The organism is Bacillus sp. JJ1764, assembly GCF_036962145.1.
Taxonomy (GTDB): domain Bacteria; phylum Bacillota; class Bacilli; order Bacillales; family Cytobacillaceae; genus Neobacillus.
Map to the genome: position 1 here is coordinate 22,191 of NZ_JBALNY010000027.1, position 23,327 is coordinate 45,517.

Sequence of the window (23,327 nt, forward strand, 5' to 3'; positions counted from 1 at the left end):
TATCACCTCCTTTCAAGCAACTTTTTTTATAAATCGATAGAATATTAAACTACGCATTAATATTTTAAAATCTTGATCGTAGACATATTCCGGACTCGGAATCTCTTTAAACTTTGGTATAATGGAACGAATGAACTCTATATTTAAGTATTCAGCTACTTGAGCATCATTGAGCATTTGCTCTAACTCGTTTATAAACTTATTCCAATGTGACGTCATTCTAATGATTCCATCGGCACCTTGTGCTCCTCTAGTTCGAAAGTTCAAGCGTATATTGTCTGGTAATAAATTTTTAGTTGTTCTCCTGATTAGAGCCCTGTCTAAACCATTTTGAACGTATTGTTCCTCAGGTAGGGATAAACAAAAACGAGCGACACGCAGATCATTAGTAGGATCACGATCCCATACTTTATATGGCAGTGAAAATTTTGATCCATACGTTCCTGTTATATTCCAGTAGTAAAGCTGTTCAAATTGCATTTTCCTAATTTCATACCAATTTTGCGAAATGGTTCCATTCCGATCAATTCCATGACTTAATAGGGTTTCGAATACTCCCATATTCTCGGCAAATTCTGAATTGATCATTAGTGGAGAAGGGTCCACTTCTTTCCCAGTGAAAATCCTATCAAAGAATGGAAATGATTTCCGAGCTACAACTGACACAACTCTTGACTTTTTTACTTGCAAGTTTCTACTATATAAAGATATTTCTCGAATACTTCGAATCAGCTGTAGATTTTTTAATAGTCTAACGTGGTATTCTAACGCTGGGCCCCAAGAAACTGTCCAATTTCCTCTTTGACCATTAAGAAGCACCCCTACACCTTTTTGGTTAGCCCGCTCATAAATCCCTTTTAGCCAATAACTATTTTCAAAAAACTTATAGGGCATTTCTAAGTGATTTAGCCATTCATCAATGACTGTGTATGAACTTTCCCCCTCAAAATCCAGAAATTCGGGTACTATATTCCCAACAAAATTTACAGTCGATTCAATCAGTGGACGCTCATTAGCTACCCGACTTTTAGGGGTCCAGTCCTCAAACTCTTGTAAAGGTACGTAGCTAAAGGTATGCAATTGTTTGCTCTCCCCGCGCAATGCTGGAGCAGCTAGACACGCCACTGATCCGGAATCTAATCCACCGCTTAGGTGAGCGCCCACTTTGTGAATCGTTCTTAATCGGTCATTAACAGCCCTTTGGTAGACCTCCTTAAAGGCCTCTTCATATTCCTCATTAGACTTCAATTTCAACTTATTTTCTTCTGGCAACTGACAATACCTTGATACTGTTAGTTTGCCATTTATCACTTTTAATGAATGTGAAGGGGGAATTTGCCGCAATGTTGTATAAACCGTTGAAGAAGGATCTACCGATTCAAACATCCCCGGATTCGCTAAAAACTCTGCAATCCATTGTTTATTTAATGTTTTTTCTATGTATGGTAATTTCAATAAAGGGGCCATCACAGTCGAGAATGCAAACTTGTTGTTTTGAAAGTGGAAGTAGAGAGTCCTTAAACCAGAATAATCCCTAGCCCCAAACACCTTCTGCTCCCGCTCATCCCAAATCATATAGGAAAAATCGCCAACTAAATACTTGGGTGAGTCTTCGCCCCATTTATCATAAGAAAGGAGGATTAGTTCGCTGTCCGTTATGGATTTTTGCTTCGCCTTTGGGATTTGGAGTTTTTCAAATAGTTCAGCCCGATTGTCAATGATGGCATCGGCATTTATGGCCAGTTTCCTTTCTAGATCATAATAAGGAAGCTTCTCACCGACAGACTCTGGTGTGATCCATTGTGCATGACAACCGAGGAAGATTTTGTCGCTATACCAAGTTTGAACATCATCTGCTGGATATTTTTCTAGTTCTTTCATTAATATTCTGCCGTGTTCAACAATTAAAGGTTCATTATTAATATGATAGATCCCTGCTATAGCACTCATGGTTTCCCTCCACCAACTATGTAAAAAGTCATTCAGTTAAATACTATTATCCTATTATTCTTCCTTTTATAACCGAATATTCTGAATAAATAATATGAAACAAAGGTTCTAAAAAAAGAACACAGTTAGAATATTCATTTAAAAGATTATATATACCTAAAACCTTTAATTACCGGTATCTTTACCTAATTATTTTCTTTTCTACCTAATAAATCTGGGATACAAACTTTTAATCCGTTCTACATAAAGAACAGCTTGATAAAACTATATTATAATCTAATAGTCTCATTGTCAACCATCTTCCCCCTTACAAAATCCAGCAAATTCTGCAATTTCTAAAAATTTATTGACACCTTTTATAAATTGTAGTAAATTTTATAAAAAGTCTTAATATTGATTTTCTTATCAAGAGAGGTCGAGGGAATGGCCCTGTGACGCCTCAGCAACCTTCAGTGGATTTTTTCACTGAAAAGGTGCTAACTCCTGCAAATTGTTAATTTGCGAGATAAGAAGAATGACGCTTTGGTCGGATTACAAAAGTCTTCTTCTTATAGAGGGCTTTTTTCTTTTATTACCACGCTTTAATGCCGCAATGCTTTAAAGTGAGAAAACACTACAATTTTACTAAACAGGGAGTGTGCACAATGTACAAAATTGATACGAAACTTGCTCAAATTGGAAACAGAAGTGAAACGGAGACAGGCACCGTGAATCCACCGGTATATTTTTCAACTGCCTACCGCCATGCAGGAATTGGGCAATCGACTGGGTTTGATTATACTCGGACAGGAAACCCAACACGCCAGCTCCTTGAAAAGACGATTGCTGATTTGGAAGGCGGCGATCAGGGGTTTGCCTGCAGCTCTGGAATGGCGGCGATTTTCACGATCCTCTCCTTATTTCAATCTGGAGATGAGTGGCTTGTTAGTGAGGATTTATACGGAGGGACTTATCGTCTATTGGAAAAAGGATATAAAAAATGGGGCTTAACATCTCAATATGTGAATACGTGTTGTCCGGAAGAGGTTGAAAGCAAGATTACTCCGCAAACAAAAGCCATCTTTCTCGAGACTCCTACCAACCCCCTCATGCAGGAGGCAGATATTGCAGCGATTTCCGAGATTGCAAAAAAGCACGGAATTCTGCTGATTGTTGATAATACCTTCTATACTCCGCTCTTGCAGCAGCCGATTAAGCTTGGTGCGGATATTGTCATCCATAGTGCGACCAAATATCTGGGTGGACATAATGACGTACTTGCCGGATTGATTGTTGCCAAAGGCCAAGATCTTTGCGAGCAACTGGCCCTTTATCATAACGGAGCCGGCGGTGTGCTTAGTCCGTTTGATTCCTGGCTGCTTATGCGCGGTATGAAGACTCTATCCTTAAGAATGGAGCGCCATGAAAAAAATGCGCAGGCCATCGTTGAATTCCTTTCCAAACATGATGATATCATTGATGTTTTATATCCTGGACGCGGCGGAATGGTTTCCTTCCGAATTAAGGATGAAACGTGGGTCAACCCATTCCTGCAGAATTTAGAACTTATTTCGTTTGCGGAAAGCCTGGGCGGAACGGAAAGCTTCATTACTTATCCAGCAACACAAACCCATGCTGATATTCCTGAAGAAATCCGCATTCAACAAGGTGTTTGTAATCGATTGTTGCGTTTCTCTGTTGGTACAGAAGATGCGGAAGATATTATTTTTGATCTTAGTCAGGCGTTTGCCAAAATTCGTGAAGGAGTGATTGCATAATGGAAACCGAAGATTATTGTTTTGAAACGAGGCTGCTTCATAACCGTCATAAAGTGGACCCTGCTACGGGTGCGGTAAGTGTTCCGATCCAGCATGCATCCACCTTTCATCAATTTGATATCGACCAATTTGGCAAATATGATTATGCCCGCAGTTTAAATCCTACTCGAGAAGCACTGGAGGATGTCATTGCCGAATTAGAGGGCGGCGTGAAAGGCTTTGCTTTTTCATCAGGAATGGCGGCCATTTCCACAGCCTTCTTGCTTCTTTCTTCCGGCGATCATGTCGTGATTACGGAGGATGTCTACGGTGGGACGTTCCGAATGGTGACCGAGGTTCTTACACGATTCGGAATCCAACATACGTTTGTCGATATGACAGACCTTGATCAGGTAAAACAGGCAATTCAACCTAATACAAAGGCCTTTTATGTTGAAACACCTTCTAACCCGCTATTAAAAGTGACGGATATTCGCGCAATCAGTCAATTGGCGAAAGAAATTGATGCGTTGACTTTTGTGGATAATACATTCCTAACTCCACAGCTTCAGAAACCATTGGAGCTGGGAGCTGATGTGGTGCTACATAGTGCTACGAAATTTTTAGCGGGACATAGTGATGTCGTTGCCGGGCTTGCAGTCGTAAATGATGAAGCATTAGCCAAACGGCTTTACTTTTTACAAAATTCCTTTGGAGCGATTTTGGGAGTTCAAGATGCCTGGTTAGTACTACGCGGGTTGAAGACTCTTCATGTTCGCCTGGAGCAATCGCAAAGATCGACATTAACCTTGGCAGAATTTTTACAAGCCCATCCGCTTGTCGAAAAAGTATACTATCCGGCTCTTGAGGATCACCCCCAATACGAAATTCAACAGGAACAGGCATATGGTGCCGGTGCGGTTTTATCGTTTGAACTAAAGGATGAAGATGCAGTTCGCTCCTTTGTTTCCAATGTGAAGATTCCGGTATTTGCTGTGAGTCTTGGTGCGGTGGAGTCGATTTTATCTTATCCTGCAAAAATGTCACACGCTGCTATGCCGCAACCAGAACGTGAAAAGCGAGGCATTAAAAATAGTTTACTTCGTTTATCTGTCGGTCTGGAAAATCCGGAAGATCTTATCAAGGATTTTTCCCAGGCCTTTGAAAAGCTTGCACACAACGAATTGGTCTTACAACGAGGGGAATCGAAATGAGCTTTTTAGAAAAATTATCGAATCAAATCTTAATTGGGGATGGCGCAATGGGAACGCTGCTCTATTCCTATGGTACGGATTGCTGCTTCGAGGAGCTGAATCTTTCCCAACCTGAACAAATTCAACGCATTCATCAGGCTTATATCGATGCTGGCGCCGATGTGATTCAAACTAATTCGTATGCGGCCAATTATTTGAAGCTGCAGAGGTATGGTTTGGAGGATTCGGTGAAGGAGATTAATAGTGCCGCTGTTGTGAATGCGAAAAAGGCGGCACAGGGAAATGCCTATGTACTAGGTACCATTGGTGGCAATCGCGGCATCAAACCCAATTCTATTACTATAGAAGAAATTAAACGCAGTTTCCGTGAACAGCTTTATTGTCTTTTGCTGGAAGGTGTTGACGGATTGTTACTGGAGACCTTCTATGATCAGGAAGAACTTGAAACCGTTCTAGCGATTGCCCGTAAAGAAACGAAGTTGCCGATTATTGCACAGGTATCTTTGCAAGAGCCGGGTTTTTTACAAAATCGAACTCCTGTAAATGATGCTCTGAAACGGCTTGAAGAGATAGGTGCTGATGTCGTGGGGATTAACTGCCGGCTTGGTCCGCACCATATGCTGGAGGCACTGGCTCAAATTGAATTGCCGAAGCATGCGTTTCTGTCAGCCTATCCGAATGCCAGTCTCCCCGCTTATACAGATGGGAAATTTCATTATGACGGAGATGCCGATTATTTTCGGCATTCTGCACAAAGCTTCCGAAATGAAGGGGTCCGCTTAATAGGTGGATGCTGTGGCACGACTCCGGCTCATATTCGCGCTTTTGCAGCAGAAGTAAAGAGTAGTGTACCAATTTACGAAAAAGTCGTAAAATTAAAACCAAGGTCGATTCATGTTGAAAGCCAATCAGCGAAACGGGATTCTATCCCGCTTCATGAAATTGTGAAAGAACGGCCTTCTGTCATAGTAGAATTAGATACTCCGAGAAAACTAGATACGAAAAAGTTTTTTGAAGGAGCAAAAGCATTAAAAACAGCAGGTATCGATGCGATTACGATGGCGGATAATTCGCTGGCCCAGGTGAGAATCTCCAATGAATCACTTGGCTATTTAGTGAAACAGGAGTTGGGCATGCGCCCACTGATCCATATCGCCTGCCGAGACCGTAATATCATCGGATTGCAATCCCATTTGATGGGACTTCATACTTTAGGGATGCATGATGTGTTGGCGATAACCGGTGATCCAGCGCGAGTTGGCGACTTCCCAGGAGCCTCTTCCGTTTATGATGTCTCTTCTTTTGAGTTGATTCAAATGATTAAGCAGCTTAATGAAGGGTTATCGTTTTCTGGGAAAGATTTAGGTCAGAAAACAGCCTTCAGCATCGCCGGTGCATTTAACCCGAATGTCCGTTCACTAGAAAAAGCCGTAAAACGTTTGGAAAAGAAAATCAGTTACGGTGCGGATTACTTTATTTCTCAGCCTGTTTTTTCTGAGGAAAAGCTCGTGGAAGTGTATGAACATACCAAGCATCTGAATGCACCGATTTATATTGGACTCATGCCTTTGACAAGCAGTAAGAATGCCGAGTTCCTCCATAATGAAGTGCCAGGCATTAAAATTACCGACTCCATTCGTGAACGGATGGCGAAGCTGAGCGACAATCCGGCGGCAGCCGCCCGTGAAGGAATTGAGATTACGAAATCTTTGATTGATGCTGCCTTGGATTTATTTAATGGCATCTATTTAATCACACCATTTTTACGTTATGAAATGACCGCTGATCTGGCCCATTATGCCCGACAGCGTGCAGGTGAAGTGAGGGGGAACAGCTATGCCGAAAACACCATTTACTGAACAATTGAAAAAACGGATCCTCGTGATGGACGGGGCCATGGGAACGATGTTGCAGCAAGCTGATCTTACCGCAGATGATTTTGGCGGCGAACAGTACGAAGGCTGTAACGAAAATCTTGTGTTGACTGCTCCTGAGGTGATCGCTAAGGTTCACCGTGAATATTTGGAAGCAGGCGCTGATATTATTGAAACAAATACCTTTGGCGCAACGAGTATTGTTCTAGATGAATACGAGTTGGGCTATAAAGCCTATGAAATTAATAAAAAAGCCGCGTTGATTGCTGAGGCTGAGGTCGAAAAAGCATCGACGCAGGAATGGCCGCGTTATGTTGCTGGTTCGATGGGACCAACGACTAAAACTTTAAGTGTAACTGGTGGAACCACGTTTGAAGCTTTGGCCGTCTCCTATGAGGAGCAGGCACTCGGTCTCATCGACGGAGGCGTCGACTTGTTGCTCTTAGAAACAAGCCAAGACATGCTGAATGTAAAAGCAGGCTTTGTCGGGATACAGAATGCCTTTGAAAAAACAGGCAAAACCTTGCCATTGTTTATTTCAGGAACGATTGAACCGATGGGAACTACGTTAGCTGGACAATCAATTGAATCGTTCTTTATCTCGGTTGAGCATATGAAACCTGTTGCAGTAGGCTTAAACTGTGCCACCGGTCCGGAGTTCATGCAGGATCATATCCGCTCTTTAGCTGCTCTTGCTTCAACAGCCGTCAGCTGCTACCCGAATGCCGGCTTGCCTGATGAAGAAGGTCATTATCATGAGACACCGGAAACTTTGGCGAAGAAGCTTTCTGATTTTGCTGCCCACGGCTGGCTTAACATTGTCGGCGGCTGCTGTGGTACAACACCGGATCATATTCGAGCTATTTCTGAAGCGATGAAAAATTATCAGCCGCGTGAGTTTAAACCATCTGAGCTACATATGGTCTCAGGTATTGAACCGTTTATTTATGATGATCCAACATTGCGTCCCATCATGGTTGGTGAACGTACAAATGTAATTGGATCACGAAAGTTTAAACGGTTGATTGCGGAGGGGAAATTTGAAGAGGCTGCCGAAGTTGCCAGAGCTCAGGTGAAAGGCGGCGCCCATGTCATCGATATTTGCTTAGCCGATCCTGATCGTGAAGAGCTAGTTGATATGGAGAATTTTATTACCGAAGTCGTCAAGAAAATTAAAGTCCCATTGGTGATTGACTCCACCGATGATAAAGTAATTGAAAAGGCCCTTACTTTTTCACAAGGGAAAGCGATTATCAACTCGATTAACCTGGAAGATGGTGAGGAACGCTTTGAGACAATCGTTCCATTGATTCACCGTTATGGTGGAGCAGTCGTTGTCGGAACAATTGATGAAAAAGGCATGGGGGTAACAGCGGAGCGTAAACTGGAAATTGCCAAACGTTCGTATGAGCTTTTGGTTCATAAATACGGTTTGAAGCCGCAGGATTTGATCTTTGACCCCTTGGTATTCCCTGTCGGAACCGGGGATGAACAATATATCGGTTCAGCAAAGGCAACGGTAGATGGAATTCGCTTAATAAAGGAGCATCTGCCAGAGGTACAAACGATTTTGGGAATTAGTAACGTTTCCTTCGGCTTACCGCCAGTTGGCCGGGAAATTTTAAATTCCGTGTTCTTGTATCACTGTACGCAGGCTGGTCTTGATTATGCGATCGTCAATACAGAGAAATTGGAGCGTTTTGCTTCAATCTCTAAGGAAGAGGTCGAGTTGGCCGAGAATCTCCTATTTAACACAAACGATGCAACATTGGCCGTATTTACTGATTTTTATCGTGATAAAAAGAAAGAAACGAAGTCCGCCATTCCGAATATGACGCTTGAAGAGCGGCTTTCCTATTATATTATCGAGGGCACAAAGGAAGGTCTATTACCGGATTTGGAACAGGCTCTTACTCAATACCCTGCCCCATTGGGTATCATCAATGGACCATTGATGGAGGGCATGAAAGAAGTTGGCCGCCTATTCAATGACAACCAGCTGATCGTTGCCGAAGTGCTGCAAAGTGCTGAAGTCATGAAAGCCGCTGTTTCTTTCTTGGAGCCATACATGGAAAAAGGCGATGTCTCCTCTTCAAAAGGAAAAGTCATCCTGGCAACGGTTAAAGGGGACGTGCATGATATTGGGAAAAACCTCGTCGATATCATTCTAAGCAATAACGGCTATGATGTCCGTGATCTTGGCATAAAAGTAACACCTGCTGATTTAATTAAGGCTATACGTGAAGAAAAACCGGATATGGTTGGGCTGTCAGGTTTATTAGTAAAATCCGCTCAACAAATGGTACTGACTGCTCAAGATATGAAAGAAGCAGGTCTGTCCCTGCCGATTCTAGTCGGCGGTGCAGCTTTATCCCGTAAATTTACCGATACGAAAATTTCCAAAGAATACGATGGACTTGTGCTCTATGCAAAGGATGCCATGACTGGTTTGGCTTTGGCTAATCAACTTCATTCGCCTGAAGAACAGGAGAAGTTATTTGAGGAAAAAAATAAAAAGCTTGCCGCCGCTGATATTCCGTTAGACTTGCCGGTTCGTTCCACTTCTTCTGTGGCTGTGAAACCAAAACCAGCTGTTTCTAAGGATGCTCCTGTATTCGTTCCAAAAGATACAAAGAGACACGTATTAAAAACATATTCCCTTTCCCATATTGAGCCCTATATCAATATGCAAATGCTTCTAGGGCACCATCTTGGCGTAAAAGGAAAAATCGCCAAATTACTGGCAGAAAAAGATGAAAAAGCGGTTAAGGTGAAAGATATGGTCGATGGATTGTTAGCGGAAGCCAAAGCCAATAACTGGGTCACTCCGGCGGCTGTCTATCAATTTTTCCCGGCACAATCAGACGGCAATAAGGTGTATATTTATGACCCTGAAGATTTGAGCCGCGTCGTTGAAACCTTTGATTTCCCGCGTCAGGAATCCGAACCTTTCCTTTGTTTAGCGGACTATTTAAAGTCAGTTGACAGCGGTGTGATGGATTATGTTGGCTTCTTTACGGTAACGGCTGGAAGAGGCATCCGCCAAAAGGCTGATGAATTAAAGAGTGAAGGTCGTTTCCTTGAATGCCACGCACTTCAGGCCATGGCATTAGAAAGTGCTGAAGGTTTCGCCGAATTGATTCACCGTCAAATGCGCGACCGATGGGGCTTCCCGGATCCCATCACATTCACCATGCAGGACCGTTTCGCTGCACATTACCAAGGACAACGCTTCTCCTTCGGCTACCCGGCCTGCCCCGATTTAGAGGATCAGAAAAAGCTGTTTAAGCTGCTTCAGCCAGAAGAAATCGGGGTGCAGTTAACAGAGGGCTGCATGATGGAACCAGAGGCTTCTGTTTCCGCAATGGTGTTTGCTCATCCGGAAGCTAGGTATTTTAATGTGTTGAAATGATTGAGTTGTTGTCCCCCGCGGTGATGTAGCGGGGGATTTTTAGCGTGGAATTGGTAGGGGCTTAGGTAGATCTGGTGCATTTTCGCGGACTCAGGCTTGATTCCCGCCGATATCCTGGTTAATCCCGTGGGTTTTGGCTGGAATCCCGCGCGTTTTTACCGGAATCCCGCCAGTTCTAAACGGAATCCCGCGAGCCCCGCAAAATATGAACATTCCTTGACAATTAACCTTAATTCCTATATAGTTACCCAGGTAACTAATTTATAAAAAACGGAGAAAATTATTTATGTACCACGAATTATTCCACACTCTTCATCAGCTTTCACGTCATCTGACCAACAAATTAAATGAAGCATTAAAACCATTAGGATTATACGGCTCACAATGGGCTGTAATATATGTGCTACACGAAAAAGGTTCATTAACCCAAAAGCAACTTTGTGAGTATTTGTTTGTTGAAGCACCTCCGATGACCCGGACAATTCAGCGCCTCGTCAGTCAGAGGTATGTCATGCAGATTCCCGGAAAGGACAAACGGGAAAAATATATTCAATTAACGGAGGAGGCTATAAACTCCTATCCCAAGTGGGAGCAAGTCGTTAACGAAACCAATAAGGCGCTTTTAGAAGGCGTACCTGACACAATACAGAAACAACTTCTTCAGCTGCAAATAGGCTGGCTGGGAAAACTTCGATAAGGAGAGGATTACATGAACAAATCTACGTTATGGACAAAAAACTTCATCAGTATTTCGTTCAGCAACTTTTTTCTATTTTTATCTTTCTATATCCTGTTGGTCACCCTGCCAACCTATGCACTGAATGATTTACATAGCAGCGCATCAACCGCAGGATTAATGACCACGGTTTTTTTATTATCTGCCATTATCTCACGACCGTTAGCCGGACAGTGGCTGGAGCGTGCCGGGAACAAAAAGGTCTTACTAACCGCCCTAATGATATTCGCGGGCGCCTCTTTGTTTTATTTTTTTCCTAAAAACATCGTTGGCTTCCTCGTCATACGACTTCTGCACGGAATTGGCTTCGGAATGGCGACGACGGCAGTAGGTACAATTGTGGCCGATATTATCCCTTCTTCCCGCAGAGGTGAGGGCATGGGGTATTTCGTTATGTCAACCAATATGGCGATGGTGCTCGGACCGTTTATCGGGTTGATGACCATTCAGCATTGGGGTGCCAAAATCATGTTTTTACTCAGTGTTGTGGTAGCCATCGGATCCTTGATAACAGGACTTAGTGTAAAACAGAAGAAAATGGAACAAACAAAAGATATCGAAGTGCTCTCGACTTTTTCCTTCAAAAGTCTTTTCGAACCATCTGCTGTTCCCATTTCGCTTGTTGGTAGCTTTATGGCAATCGTCTACTCTGCCCTGCTTTCCTTTGTATCGATCTACGCCAACGAAATTCATTTAGCGAATGTCTCTAGTTTATTTTTCGTGGTTTATGCCATCGTGTTATTGCTCTCAAGACCGTTTACGGGAAAATGGCTCGATCGTTTCGGCCCAAATGTGCTTTCTTATCCTTGTATCATACTTTTTTCGATTGGGATGTTCATCTTAAGTATGAGTGAAACCGCAGTGATGTTCCTCATTTCTGCGGGAATGATTGGTTTGGGCTGGGGTACTTTGTTCCCAACTTTCCAAACCATTGCGATCCAGAAGGCAGAGCCGCAAAAAAGAGGGCTAGCGACAGCCACGTTTTTATCGATCTATGATACCGGGATGGCGCTTGGGTCTTATTTTATCGGATTAATTGCTGCCAAGATGGATTACAGTTCCTTGTATTTCTTGTGCTCGTTTTATGTTTTAATTGGCTTAGTTCTCTTTTATTTCCTTCATACGAGAAAAGGAAAAGGCCGTAGCGAAAAGGTTCAACAGCAAGTTCACAAAACTTCGATTCTCTAAATTTTTGAAATAAGCAAGATGTTTTACTTTTCAATTTAGGTATACCTATAATGATAGTGTAAAAACTTTACTTTGGAGGTTTTTGGAATGTATGATGTTGTGATTGTTGGGGCAGGTCCTGCAGGTGCAAGCGCAGCTTTAATTACCGCAAAAGCTGGAAAAAAGACATTAATTCTTGATAATGATAAGAGTGTGACGAAGCGCGCATGGATTGAAAACCATTATGGTGTGAAGGAAATTACTGGTCCGGATCTTGTTGAAATCGGGAAAGACCAAGCACGCAAATTTGGCGCTGAAATCGTTCAAGCAACTGTTACCAATGTGGCGAAAGCAGACGGCGGCCTAAAGGTAGAAACAGATACTGGGAGATTCGAGGCAAAACATGTTGTCTTAGCAACTGGTATGATGGCTGATCTTGCAGAAGCTGCCGGCATAAATACAAAGCCTGGTACAGAGCCAAGGGTAAAAACTATTCTTGACGTTGATGCCGCTGGAAAAACAAACATTGACGGAGTTTGGGCTGCCGGTACAATAGCAGGTGTCAGCATGCACACGATTGTAACTGCTGGCGACGGTGCCAAGGTTGCCATTAATATCGTTAGTGAATTGAACGGTGAACGCTATGTGGATCATGATATTTTAAAAGGATAAATTTAGGGCTGGCTCATTAATTTGGGTCAGCTTTTTATTGTGAGTTGTTGATAAATGGTGGATTAACTTCGATAAAAGATGGATTTATGTAGATAAGGTATGAAATTGTGTTGATATTTTACTAATTAGTGTTGATATCTAGCCTAAACACGTTGATAAATCGTAATTCCCGTCGATAAATTTTTCGCATCCTTCATTTTGTTGATTTTAAGAAAAAACCTGTCGATATCTCGTTGAATATTTCCCCAATTGACGTCAATATCCACTGAAACACGTTGATAAACCCCAATTTCACGTTGATAACACCCTGAAATCTTCAATTCATGTAATATTTTCCCTTTCTCATCATATTTTAAAGTTAATTTTCCTGATTCTTTGGTACAATACAAAACATAAGACTAAAAAAATAGGGAGACATTCTATGATCAAAAGTGATACGAATCTGAAGCCAGTTGTGGCGGGGCTATTATTGGCCATCCTGATGTCGGCAATGGATAATACGATTGTAGCAACGGCGATGCCGACAATTGTTTCCGATCTTGGCGGGTTTGATAAATACATCTGGGTTACCTCCGCTTACATGGTGGCGGTGATGGCAGGTATGCCGATTTTTGGAAAACTATCGGATATGTATGGCCGTAAACGCTTCTTTATGTTTGGGTTAATCATCTTCTTAGTCGGTTCTTCACTGTGCGGGATTTCCCAAACCATTGTCCAGTTGAGCATTTACCGGGCAATTCAAGGGATTGGCGGCGGAGCGTTGATGCCGATTGCATTTACCATTGTGTTTGATATTTTTCCACCCGAAAACCGAGGAAAAATGACCGGATTACTTGGAGCCGTGTTCGGTGCATCGAGTATTCTTGGGCCTCTATTAGGTGCATACATCACGGATTACATAAGCTGGCACTGGATTTTCTATGTAAACGTGCCGATTGGCATTGTCTCGATCTTTTTAATCGTGAAATATTATCATGAGTCCTTACAGCACTCCAAGCAAAAAATTGACTGGTGGGGTGCCATTACTTTAGTAGTATCCGTTGTCAGCCTTATGTTTGCGCTTGAACTGGGTGGAAAGGAATATGATTGGCAGTCCGTACAGATTATTGGCCTGTTTATCAGCTTCTTTATCTTTTTTATCCTCTTTTTCTTTGCGGAAGCCAAAGCAGAGGAACCGATTTTGCCACTTTGGTTATTTAAACGGAGACTGTTTGCGACCTCGCAAATCCTAGCATTTTTATATGGTGCTACCTTTATTATTTTAACGGTATTTATACCGATCTTTGTGCAGGCTGTTTATGGTGGAACGGCGAAGAATTCCGGACTTATATTAACACCAATGATGCTTGGTTCGGTGGCAGGGAGCTCGTTTGCCGGAATTTTCATGGCGAAAACAACTTATCGAAATCTGATGGTTATTTCCGTCATTTCCTATGTTGTCGGAATGTTATTGCTCGGCACGATGACGGTGGATACGTCACGCTTGATGTTAACCTTGTTCATGATTTTGGTTGGTTTTGGGGTGGGGTTCTCCTTCTCACTTTTACCAACCGCATCTATTCACAATTTGGAACCGCAGTATCGTGGAACGGCCAACTCCACCAACTCCTTCCTGCGTTCATTTGGGATGACACTTGGGGTAACGATTTTTGGGACAATTCAAGGAAACTGGTTCACGGATAACCTGAAAGAGGCCTTCAAAGGGATTCAAGGCGGCGCTAACTTTAAAATGGGCGATCCACGGCAAATTTTCCAAGCCGATGAGCGCTCGAAAATTCCTAGCTTTGTGTTAGATAAAATTGTTCAAGCAATGTCTGATTCCATTACACATACCTTTTTGCTAACATTAATTCCCATTGCGTTAATTGCCATTACGATTATCTTTATGGGGAATGCCCGCGTTACAATACCTGAAAAAGCATCGAAAAAAGGCTAGAAAAAAGCACTGGACAAATGTGTCCAGTGCTTTTGTTTACGCATCAAGGTCGTTTCCGGCCTCAACGATATGAAATAACAGATGTGCTAGGTGATGGATTGGGCCGTATTCCTCGTCGTCTTTTTCATCATCGATTTCGTCGCTGAATTCCAGATCGTTTAAATACAGTGCCATGAATTCATAAAAGTCACTTAGCTGAAAGGCATAGCAGCCGACCGGTTCTTCATTATCCTCTTCATATTGCAGCACCATATAGGAGATGGTGCCGTCTTCATCGGCACCGTCAAAAAAGACAAAGAAACCGATATTGGTGTCGAGTTCAAATAAATGTCTTGTTCCGCCTGCTGTCGCCTTATCGAAGTCTTCCTGGTTTAACTTTTGCACCTGCATAGTGTCGACATTGTCTTCCTGGTGAAAACTTACTACAAATGAATTCATGTTCATCCTCCTCGAAAAATTCAGGTAACCCCCTCTTCATCCTTTCCAATTAACGAAAAAAAAATCCCTGATTTTCATCAGAGAAACATGATCAACCTACTGGTGGTTGAATAGGAATATAGGTAGCTGAAGCAGCCACATTTGTGCTTGCTTGTTGTTGGTCTACCGCTTTGGTAGCTCCAAATGGAAGCAATAAAGCTAATGAGAAAAGTACCATCGTTAATTTTTTCAATGTGGAATCCTCCTACGTCAGTTTGTATAAATATTTTACTGCCTTCTGGGCCATATTCTGTTGGTTGTAATAATCGGCCAGCAGTTTATAAAACTTAGTCATGTATTCGCTGTGCTCATCGACTTCCTCAAAAAAAGGAATGACCTTGGCCTCAAGGAATTTATATGATTTTTCCGGTGAAGCAATGCGTAGCAAATAATAATCAGCTAACAGTCTGAATTTTTTTACACCTAAATCCCGCGCCATGGTATGGACATCTCGAAAACATTCATGGGCTTTGTCTAGTGAATGTAAATAAAAATGAAGCTCGCCGATCGTATATAAGGTAACTAGGTATTCGTAATTATGTGTGTCTTGTAGTGCTAAGCTTTTTTTGTAAAAGGTGAGGGCCGCCTTAAAATCCCCCATTTTGCTTTGCAAATATCCCATATTATGATAGATTTGCGGCAATAGCCGCTCTTCCCGTAATATTTCCGCATTGCGAATGAGGTGCTGGAAACATCCTAGTGCTTCCTCATAGATATGGGAATGGGTGTAGTTGATCCCCAGCAACATCAGGGTGTGGAGGATCCGGGTAAAATTATGCTGGTTCATAAATAGCTGCAAGGCCATTTTTCCAAAATGAATCGCATGTCCGGGCTGGTCCAATGAACTTTTAACAAGGGCACGATGGTAAAGAAATTCACCGCTGGTTGCTTCCTGCTCATTTTCTATGTACAGCGCTTCAAGAAGTTCATCCGCATTGCGATATTGTCCTTCTAGAATTAACAATATCGCATGATAGTAACGAAATAAATAGTCTTCATGTTGGGAAAAATTTTTCTTTAGCTTATATAATAAATCCCGTTGCCTTGTGGCTTCATCTATTTGCCCTTTGAATAATAGAAACCGAAACTTATATAATTCCCAAATATATATATATCTTGAAAAGGGGATAAATGGTTCCACCTCTTTAATCCTCTGAAAGATTTCCTCGATTTCTTTCTTTTGATAAAAATGGATGGCACTGCTAAATTCTCTTAATAGAAGCTTGATTTGACCTTCTTTTTCCTGCATCTCTCCCATGGAAATTTCAAGTCTTGCCAGTAAAAGCGCGAGCGTTTCGTCATTCGCTTCCTTGAAGTTGTTTTCAATTTTGCTCAAGTGCGGAACCGAACAAATCCCTTTCGCCAGCTCCGATTGGGTAATTCCTCTTTGTGTTCGATAATATTTAATCAGGGCTCCCATTTCCATTTATCTATCTCCAAGCTTGTATTTTTATATTACTTGACACCCCTATTTTTTCAGACAATTCCCAAAATGGCAAATAAAAATGCTTAAACAGATCTATTTTTCAACTAAAAAACAATCTTTCTATGTTGGGAAAATTTCTTTTAATAAGAAGACTCTGTTAAACTTATATACTATTTTCGCTCCAATCAGCAGATTTAAAATCTTTAACATAGCCAAAAAGAAAAACCAGCCAAAAAATTGGCTGGTGAGGTTAAAAATATCGTTTTTTCCAAAATATGAGTGCTGTTAGACCCGCAAATAAAGCAGAAAAGACCAGTGGAATCGCATACGCATGCGCTGAATGAGCAAACGGAATATTGACGTTCATGCCGTAAAAGCTCGCCACCATCGTTGGCAAAGCCAGAATAATAGTGATCGAGGTTAAGAACTTCATAACAATGTTCAAGTTATTGGAAATAATCGAAGCAAAGGCGTTCATCATCCCGGACAAGATCGTATGATAGGTTTCCGCCATCTCAATCGCCTGCGTTTTTTCAATAATCACGTCTTCTAATAAGTCCTTATCTTCTTCATACATCTTTAAATAATTAAATCGTAGAATTTTATCTAGGACGACTTTGTTTGATTTTAACGAAGTCGTAAAGTAAACCAAGCTTTTTTCCAAAGCTAGGAATGCGTAAAGCTCTTTATTTTTCAATGATTGATGAACCACTCGTTCAATTTCATTGGTTTTCTTATTAATTTGCTTTAAATAACGCAGATAATAGGATGAGATCACGAATAACAGTTGCAAGGCAAAACGTGTCTTTTTAAATGTAAAAAATTCTTTGACACGATTTTTCCGGAATTCTTCGATAATCGGTGAATCCTTTAAAGAAACGGTAATAATATGGTCTTCGGTCAAGATAATACCAATTGGAATGGTCTCATATACCTCAAGCCCTGACCCTGACTCATCGAGAACAATATATGGAAAGTCGACGATGATGTAAATACGGCCATCATCGCGCTCGATCCGTGGACGCTCTTCATCGTCCAGTGCATCTTTAATAATATCAATATCGATCTGTGCAGCGTTTGATACTTTTGCAATTTCTTCAGCTGTCGGCGCAAACATGTTGATCCAGCAGCCTTTGGATATGACATCGACTCTTTCTAAAACCCGTGTTTCTGTGCTTTTGAAAATCTCTAGCATGTTAAAACCTCCTCACTTTTTATTTGAGGAAGCCAACCACCATATTCAGAGTTGATATTCTTGTAGAAACCAATGCAATCAATTCAAAAATAATATTGACTTCCCCACACCTACTTGGGTCCGGGTCTATGGAATAACTCAAAAATATCAACTCCTTCTTGTTTTTGATTTTTAGATAACTCGCCACCGATTAGCACGCCTTTAGGCGAACACAGAGGCGTAGTTTGCACTTAAGCCTGATAGGAAAGTCTATATTTCCAATCGGCCAAAAAGTAACTCCGCGATTGACGCGAAGTTTTTATCATCCCTTCCTATCATAAACCGAAATACCCTAAAGTACAAAGCAGTTTTTTTACCATTTAGTGATCTTCCGGAAAATAAGGGTTTAAATGAATTAATACTTCATCAATATTATCATATTTTTCCATTAGTTTTTGTTTAATCGATCTTGCCAGATCATGCCCTTGCTTAATTGTATTGAAATGATCAATGGCAATGCGCAAATCGACTAACACATAATGACCATGCTCTCGTGCTCTGATTCGGTCAATCCGCCGTACTTCCGGAAAATCATTAATAATAGCAATATATTCTTGAATCGTTTCATTGTTAATGTTGCGCTCCAATAAAATATCAAATGCCTCTGCCAACATTTCTTTGGCAATTTTAAAAATTAAATAAGCCACAAAGATACTGGCTGCTTTATCACCATATAGGAGGATTCCTATATCAAACTTGTTTCCGATAATGGATAATAGAACACCAATTGCCGCTGCTATTGAGGCAACAATGTCTGCCTTATGGTCAAAGGCGATAGCTTCAATGGCTTTACTGCTGTTTTGCGTTGCCACTTTTAAAGAGGTACGGTACAAAATCAGCTTAGCAACAAAGGAAAACAACGCAACCCACATGGCCAAAAAGCTCGGTGATTCGACTTCGTGAAATAACCCGGCAATTCCTTCGTAGACTACATAAATGGCTACAAGGAATAATAGGATTCCAACAATCTCAGAGACAATTACTTCTGCTTTTCCATGGCCATACGGGTGTTCATTGTCTGCAGGCTTGTTGGAAATTTTGATAACCAGCAGCACGATAACGGAAGCAAATACATCGGCTGCGGAGTGAATTCCATCGGCAAACACGGCATCACTGTGCCCAATTGAGCCGATAATGATTTTCCCCAAGGTGAGGATGACATTACTAATCACACTAATCCAGGCTATTTTTTTAGCCAACGTTTCTCTAGAACTCATTGTAACCACCCTTATATAAATCTCCCTTTACTCTTCTTGCCCTTCTTTTTCTTTTTTAATCATTTCGATTTCTTCGATAATTGATATTCTGTTAATTTGATCATTTAAAAAATGAAATGCCTGATCAAGATCTTCACGGGTTGGAAATTCGGATTTTTTGTTCATGTGCTTCACACCTTTTAATGATTTATTTTTTACAGGAGTAATCCATACCAAAAAAGAAAAAAATAGCGATGAGCCATCACAAAAAAGGAGTGTTCATCAATGGAAAAGAAATGGAAAGCGAACCCCAATATTAATAAAGAAGTGGCCGGCAGCTTCTTTCATCCAAGTGATTATAAAAGTAATAATGAAATTTCACAAGGGTTGGCCACGACTCACGAGCAGGTAAGCGATGTATACGCTGAAGGTGACATTACAACCGGCACGGAAAATGAATAGCACAAAAATCAGAGAAAACAGCCCGAAAGCTGTTTTCTTTTTTATTTATCGTCGTCAACATATGGATCGTGTTCGTAGGCCGGTAAATCACCAAAGCTTGTCATGATTCCTTCTTTATCAAGGGCTTCTTCGTATTTTTCATGCTGTGGGTTCGGATAGACGGTAATATTTTTTCCATACATATCATTGCCGACGAAGTTTTCATAGTCCTCGACATATCCGATGTTTTCATCCGCTTCTACATAGGCATCCTGGTAATCATCCTGTGGAAAGGCCAGATCGGACGGTGTATCGGAAGTCCCCCACTGGGCGACGGTCTGCCAGGTATCTTCTGCGTCAAAGGCGACGTTTTCATCCTTTTCGTCCATATCAAATTTACCAAATGGCGGCATTAAGACGCCTTCTTCCACCGGACGTTTGTGAGAAGTGGTTTGGTCCGGACTGTGTTCAATGCAATAAATGGTATTGGGCAATGCTTGAAGCCTCTCCAACGGGATATCATTGCCACAGACTTCACATTTTCCATATGTTCCATTTTCCATTGCTTGCAGGGCTTTATTAACATTAGATAACTCTAATTTATAATGTTCAAGCAAAGCATTATCTTTTTCCCGCTCGTAAAGTTCCGTTGCTTCATCGGCAGGGTGATTATCATAACTGGACAATTCTCCCACCGATTCATGGGCATGTCCTCGGTCCAAATTAAAGTGATCGTTTTGTTCCAGATGTTGTTCCAGATCATTTTTTTCTTGTAGCAATTGTAGGCGCATATCAGCTAGCTGTTCTGTTGTCAACATATCAAGATACCCCTTTCATCAGAAAAGCGCAAGTTATCTACACGATTCGTTTCCTTTTTATTTTCATTTTTTTCGTAGATGATTATGTACCAAAAATTTAATTCCATCAAAATCCTGTAGCTGGCTCTGAATAGGAATGGTTGTACCTTAGTATCTTAAGAAGGACAATGAATTGGGAGGGAATGCTTGTGGTTAATGAAAATTTTGATCAATTTAGAAAAGTTCAGGAGCGGCATCAAGGCGAATATTTGGGATCGGACCGGAAACAGCCGCCCGGTCTGAATGACCGTGATTACAATAGTCAGGAAAATACGGATAAAGCGCCAGGAGCTACCGGGCGGAAATAGTTGGGGAATCCCTCAGCTTTTTTCGTGAAAAAGGAGAGGTGTAATGGGAAAGTCACAGAAGAAGGAGAAAATGAAATGGTGGCAGCTTTCCTTGTTTGGGGTAGGCTGTACGATTGGTACGGGATTTTTCCTTGGTTCAAGCTTGGCCATCAAGATGGCTGGGCCCTCAATTCTGATTGCTTATGTGATTGCTGCCATTGGCACTTATTTTGTCTTTGACGCTCTTTCTAAAATGACGGCGAAGGAGCCTCTTGAAGGCGGATTTCGCTCTTATTCAAAAAAGGCCTTTGGCAGGTGGGCCGGTTTTAGTAGCGGCTGGGTTTACTGGTGTTCTGAGGTACTGATTATGGGGAGTCAAATGACGGCGCTGTCGATTTTCTCCCGTTTTTGGTTCCCTAAGGTACCTTTATGGGTGTTTGCTATTGGATATGCCGTTTTGGGACTAGCGGTGATTCTGATAGGGGTTGGGATATTGAATAAGCTGGAGAATATTTTGGCTGTGTTAAAGGTTTCGGCGATTATAATGTTTATCATTATTGCAGCTTTGGCGATCTTTGGTGTCATCGATGGAGATCGGCCGATTCAATATCCTGATAGTAAAGGGGACTTGTTTCCAGGTGGTTTTAAGGGACTATGGTCCTCAGTTATTTTTGCGTTTTATGCCTTTGGCGGAATTGAAATTTTAGGGCTCATGGCGATGAATTTAAAAGATCCAAAAGAGGCTCCAAAAGCCGGAAAGGTGATGCTTTTTTCATTGATGGGAATTTATGCGGTATCAATTAGTCTGGCTGTTTTAATGGTGCCTTGGCATAAATTCAATACAAAAGAAAGTCCGTTTGTGGTAGCCTTGGACGCCTTTGATTTAGCATTTGTGCCCCATGTGTTTAATGCTGCGCTTATCATTGCCGGATTTTCCACGATGGCTGCCTCTTTATATGGAGTAACCAGTGTGTTAGTAACGTTGGCCAAAGAAGGAGATGCACCATCCAGCTTTGCCAGGGAAGGGAAATTGAAAGTGCCGTTGGCAACCTTGATTTTGACCATGCTTGGCATTGCCGCTTCTGTTATTTGCGCGTTATTAATGCCAAATCGGATTTATGAGTACATTACCACCGCAGCAGGTCTGATGCTTCTATACAACTGGATCTTTATCCTGACCTCATCCTTAAAATTGCTGAAATTGAAAAAACGGGATCATCTCAAATACTACGCTGGTATATTGTTAATTCTTATTGCTGTAAGCGGAACCTTGTTTCACGACTCCAGCCGTCCCGGCTTCTTCATCAGTCTCGCCTTCGTCGGCCTCATCGGGGGCATCACCCTTATGATGCGGCTCAAATGGAACAAGCATAAAAAGAAAGTGCTCAAACCATGGCCTACAGCTTAGATGTGAATTTACAAGAAGTGTGTAAAGAAAGAGCCATGACAACATATTCACTATAGTCATATGTGTTTTGGTGACAGGCACCACTCGTGGACATTTGTCCACGGGCGGTGCCTGTCACCTTTTGTTAACCGAGGATAATGGTAAAGGCTTGGTATCCGAAATAGATGCCAAAGCCGATTAGGGAAACACCTGATAGGAGTGAGATAATGACTAGCAGGTGGTTGGTGAGATATTTCCGGAAGCTGCTAGCGACTCCTGCCATGGCGATGTCCCAGATGAGAAGGCCGATAAAGATGGCACTGCTGTAAAGAACTAATTGAGTTGTTTCATAGGTTGCTGCTGTTTTGGCTAGTACAGAGCCGTAAATACCAAGCCAGAACAAGATGGTTAGAGGATTGGAGATGGACATGAAAAATCCGGTGAAAAAAGATTTGGAGAGAGGTTCTTTTCCTCGCGTGTTTGATAACTCTAATTTTCCTGCGTTCATCATGGTTTCAGCCCCAGTGTAAATGAGAACAAAACAGCCAAAAAGCCAGAGAAATGTCTGCATGAATTCTGTTTCCAGAAACTTTACAACCCCTATGTACACGACCAACATATAAAGGCCATCTGCCAATACGGCCCCTACCCCGATCAACCATGAATGCATGAACCCGTTTCGAATCCCTCGGTCAATTTGTGCCGCATTAATCGGTCCAATCGGAGCCGCCAGTGATAGTCCTAGTAAGATATAGCTTATAAAAACATTCATTTCCCCTACCTCCAGTGAAAAAGCCTGTCTATCCATTCTTATTCAAAAGTGAGGGGTTGTACGACTAAAAAAGAAGTAATTTCTATTTAGTTTTTGAACTGCGGCATCCGATTACCTTTTTTAACGACCGGGGTCCTTCCTTTTTTACCTGTACCAGCTTTATGGGACCTTCATAACAACCGCGCTCCATCCTTTTTTACCTGCACGGGCTTTATGAACCCTTTATAACGACCAACCTCCACCTTTTTAACCTACGAAGTCTTTATGATCTCTTCATAACGACCGATTCCCTTTCTCTTTTACCTATGCGGGCTTTATGGGGCCTTCATAACGAACTTGATACTACTTTTTTGGCTTCGGCGGGCTTTATGACGCCTTCATAACGACCTTAACCAAAATTGTCGCTATGAATACAAAATTACTCTATTTTTAGCTAAAAGGCAGCAATTGGCTACTGAGGTTTCGTCATCTTAACTTTTCAAGTCGCATATTGGCGACCCTTTCTCCTCTTCTATCAATAAAACAGTCGCCAAGAACCCTCATTGGCGACCCT

General features: G+C 41.8%; 21 protein-coding genes and 1 riboswitch. Of the genes, 11 read left to right on the plus strand and 10 right to left on the minus strand.

Translation table 11 applies throughout. The annotated features are described in order from the left end of the window. Window positions 1-12: 12 nt before the first annotated feature. Window positions 13-1,950: an asparagine synthase-related protein gene (locus V7083_RS04205; RefSeq protein ID WP_335475698.1), complete on the minus strand. Its 1,938-nt coding sequence runs from the start codon at window positions 1,948-1,950 to the stop codon at window positions 13-15. A 399-nt stretch (window positions 1,951-2,349) separates the two neighbouring features. Further along, window positions 2,350-2,462: riboswitch (SAM riboswitch) on the plus strand. Between the two features lie 132 nt (window positions 2,463-2,594). On the opposite strand from V7083_RS04205, the gene V7083_RS04210 reads away from it, so the two are divergent. The 7 genes from V7083_RS04210 (at window position 2,595) to V7083_RS04240 (ending at window position 12,761) form a co-directional block, all read left to right on the plus strand. Next, the gene (locus V7083_RS04210) at window positions 2,595-3,707 is read left to right on the plus strand and encodes a methionine biosynthesis PLP-dependent protein (protein ID WP_335475700.1); all 1,113 of its coding nucleotides are present in this window, start codon (window positions 2,595-2,597) and stop codon (window positions 3,705-3,707) included. Beyond that, complete coding sequence (metC, locus tag V7083_RS04215; RefSeq protein ID WP_335475702.1) at window positions 3,707-4,900, plus strand: cystathionine beta-lyase; 1,194 nt, start codon at window positions 3,707-3,709, stop codon at window positions 4,898-4,900. The genes V7083_RS04210 and metC overlap by 1 nt, the downstream gene beginning before the upstream one ends. After that, window positions 4,897-6,759, plus strand: a complete 1,863-nt coding sequence (locus V7083_RS04220) for a bifunctional homocysteine S-methyltransferase/methylenetetrahydrofolate reductase (protein WP_335475704.1) — start codon at window positions 4,897-4,899, stop codon at window positions 6,757-6,759. Before metC ends, V7083_RS04220 begins: the two co-directional genes overlap by 4 nt. Then, window positions 6,737-10,186 (plus strand): methionine synthase, encoded by a 3,450-nt coding sequence (gene metH, locus V7083_RS04225; RefSeq protein WP_335475706.1) that lies wholly within the window; start codon window positions 6,737-6,739, stop codon window positions 10,184-10,186. The genes V7083_RS04220 and metH overlap by 23 nt, the downstream gene beginning before the upstream one ends. 286 nt (window positions 10,187-10,472) lie before the next feature. After that, window positions 10,473-10,883: a MarR family winged helix-turn-helix transcriptional regulator gene (locus tag V7083_RS04230; RefSeq protein ID WP_335475708.1), complete on the plus strand. Its 411-nt coding sequence runs from the start codon at window positions 10,473-10,475 to the stop codon at window positions 10,881-10,883. 12 nt (window positions 10,884-10,895) lie between these two features. Beyond that, window positions 10,896-12,110: an MFS transporter gene (locus tag V7083_RS04235; protein ID WP_335475710.1), complete on the plus strand. Its 1,215-nt coding sequence runs from the start codon at window positions 10,896-10,898 to the stop codon at window positions 12,108-12,110. An 87-nt stretch (window positions 12,111-12,197) separates the two neighbouring features. After that, on the plus strand, window positions 12,198-12,761 hold the full coding sequence (locus tag V7083_RS04240) for an FAD-dependent oxidoreductase (RefSeq protein WP_335475712.1): 564 nt from the start codon (window positions 12,198-12,200) through the stop codon (window positions 12,759-12,761). Window positions 12,762-12,904: 143 nt separating this feature from the next. On the opposite strand, the gene V7083_RS04245 is transcribed toward V7083_RS04240, so the two are convergent. After that, the gene (locus V7083_RS04245) at window positions 12,905-13,081 is read right to left on the minus strand and encodes a hypothetical protein (protein ID WP_335475714.1); all 177 of its coding nucleotides are present in this window, start codon (window positions 13,079-13,081) and stop codon (window positions 12,905-12,907) included. Window positions 13,082-13,182: 101 nt separating this feature from the next. Between V7083_RS04245 and V7083_RS04250 the strand changes: the two genes are divergently transcribed. Beyond that, window positions 13,183-14,697: an MDR family MFS transporter gene (locus V7083_RS04250; protein WP_335475716.1), complete on the plus strand. Its 1,515-nt coding sequence runs from the start codon at window positions 13,183-13,185 to the stop codon at window positions 14,695-14,697. A gap of 36 nt (window positions 14,698-14,733) precedes the next feature. On the opposite strand, the gene V7083_RS04255 is transcribed toward V7083_RS04250, so the two are convergent. The 6 genes from V7083_RS04255 to V7083_RS04280 all read right to left on the minus strand — a co-directional run bounded on the left by V7083_RS04255 (window position 14,734) and on the right by V7083_RS04280 (window position 19,216). After that, window positions 14,734-15,135: a cytosolic protein gene (locus V7083_RS04255; protein ID WP_335475718.1), complete on the minus strand. Its 402-nt coding sequence runs from the start codon at window positions 15,133-15,135 to the stop codon at window positions 14,734-14,736. A 91-nt stretch (window positions 15,136-15,226) separates the two neighbouring features. Then, window positions 15,227-15,367, minus strand: a complete 141-nt coding sequence (locus tag V7083_RS04260; protein ID WP_335475720.1) for a hypothetical protein — start codon at window positions 15,365-15,367, stop codon at window positions 15,227-15,229. A gap of 12 nt (window positions 15,368-15,379) precedes the next feature. Next, window positions 15,380-16,600 carry a helix-turn-helix domain-containing protein gene (locus V7083_RS04265; RefSeq protein ID WP_335475722.1) on the minus strand — a complete coding sequence of 407 codons (1,221 nt, stop codon included), beginning with the start codon at window positions 16,598-16,600 and terminating at the stop codon, window positions 15,380-15,382. 250 nt (window positions 16,601-16,850) lie between these two features. Continuing rightward, window positions 16,851-17,795 carry a magnesium transporter CorA family protein gene (locus V7083_RS04270; protein WP_335475724.1) on the minus strand — a complete coding sequence of 315 codons (945 nt, stop codon included), beginning with the start codon at window positions 17,793-17,795 and terminating at the stop codon, window positions 16,851-16,853. A gap of 359 nt (window positions 17,796-18,154) precedes the next feature. Continuing rightward, the gene (locus V7083_RS04275) at window positions 18,155-19,051 is read right to left on the minus strand and encodes a cation diffusion facilitator family transporter (protein ID WP_335475725.1); all 897 of its coding nucleotides are present in this window, start codon (window positions 19,049-19,051) and stop codon (window positions 18,155-18,157) included. A gap of 27 nt (window positions 19,052-19,078) precedes the next feature. Continuing rightward, on the minus strand, window positions 19,079-19,216 hold the full coding sequence (locus V7083_RS04280) for a hypothetical protein (protein ID WP_335475727.1): 138 nt from the start codon (window positions 19,214-19,216) through the stop codon (window positions 19,079-19,081). A gap of 99 nt (window positions 19,217-19,315) precedes the next feature. On the opposite strand from V7083_RS04280, the gene V7083_RS04285 reads away from it, so the two are divergent. Beyond that, window positions 19,316-19,492: a YozQ family protein gene (locus V7083_RS04285; protein ID WP_435554815.1), complete on the plus strand. Its 177-nt coding sequence runs from the start codon at window positions 19,316-19,318 to the stop codon at window positions 19,490-19,492. Between the two features lie 41 nt (window positions 19,493-19,533). Here the strand turns inward: V7083_RS04285 and V7083_RS04290 are convergent, their stop codons facing one another. Then, window positions 19,534-20,289, minus strand: a complete 756-nt coding sequence (locus tag V7083_RS04290) for a TraR/DksA C4-type zinc finger protein (RefSeq protein WP_335475729.1) — start codon at window positions 20,287-20,289, stop codon at window positions 19,534-19,536. Window positions 20,290-20,477: 188 nt separating this feature from the next. On the opposite strand from V7083_RS04290, the gene V7083_RS04295 reads away from it, so the two are divergent. Both V7083_RS04295 and V7083_RS04300 read left to right on the plus strand, forming a co-directional pair. Then, window positions 20,478-20,636, plus strand: a complete 159-nt coding sequence (locus V7083_RS04295) for a hypothetical protein (protein WP_335475732.1) — start codon at window positions 20,478-20,480, stop codon at window positions 20,634-20,636. A gap of 43 nt (window positions 20,637-20,679) precedes the next feature. After that, window positions 20,680-22,023: an amino acid permease gene (locus tag V7083_RS04300; RefSeq protein ID WP_335475735.1), complete on the plus strand. Its 1,344-nt coding sequence runs from the start codon at window positions 20,680-20,682 to the stop codon at window positions 22,021-22,023. Between the two features lie 124 nt (window positions 22,024-22,147). Here the strand turns inward: V7083_RS04300 and V7083_RS04305 are convergent, their stop codons facing one another. Further along, window positions 22,148-22,774, minus strand: coding sequence for a LysE family transporter (locus tag V7083_RS04305; RefSeq protein ID WP_335475737.1), 627 nt, complete (start codon window positions 22,772-22,774; stop codon window positions 22,148-22,150). Between the last annotated feature and the right edge of the window lie 553 nt (window positions 22,775-23,327).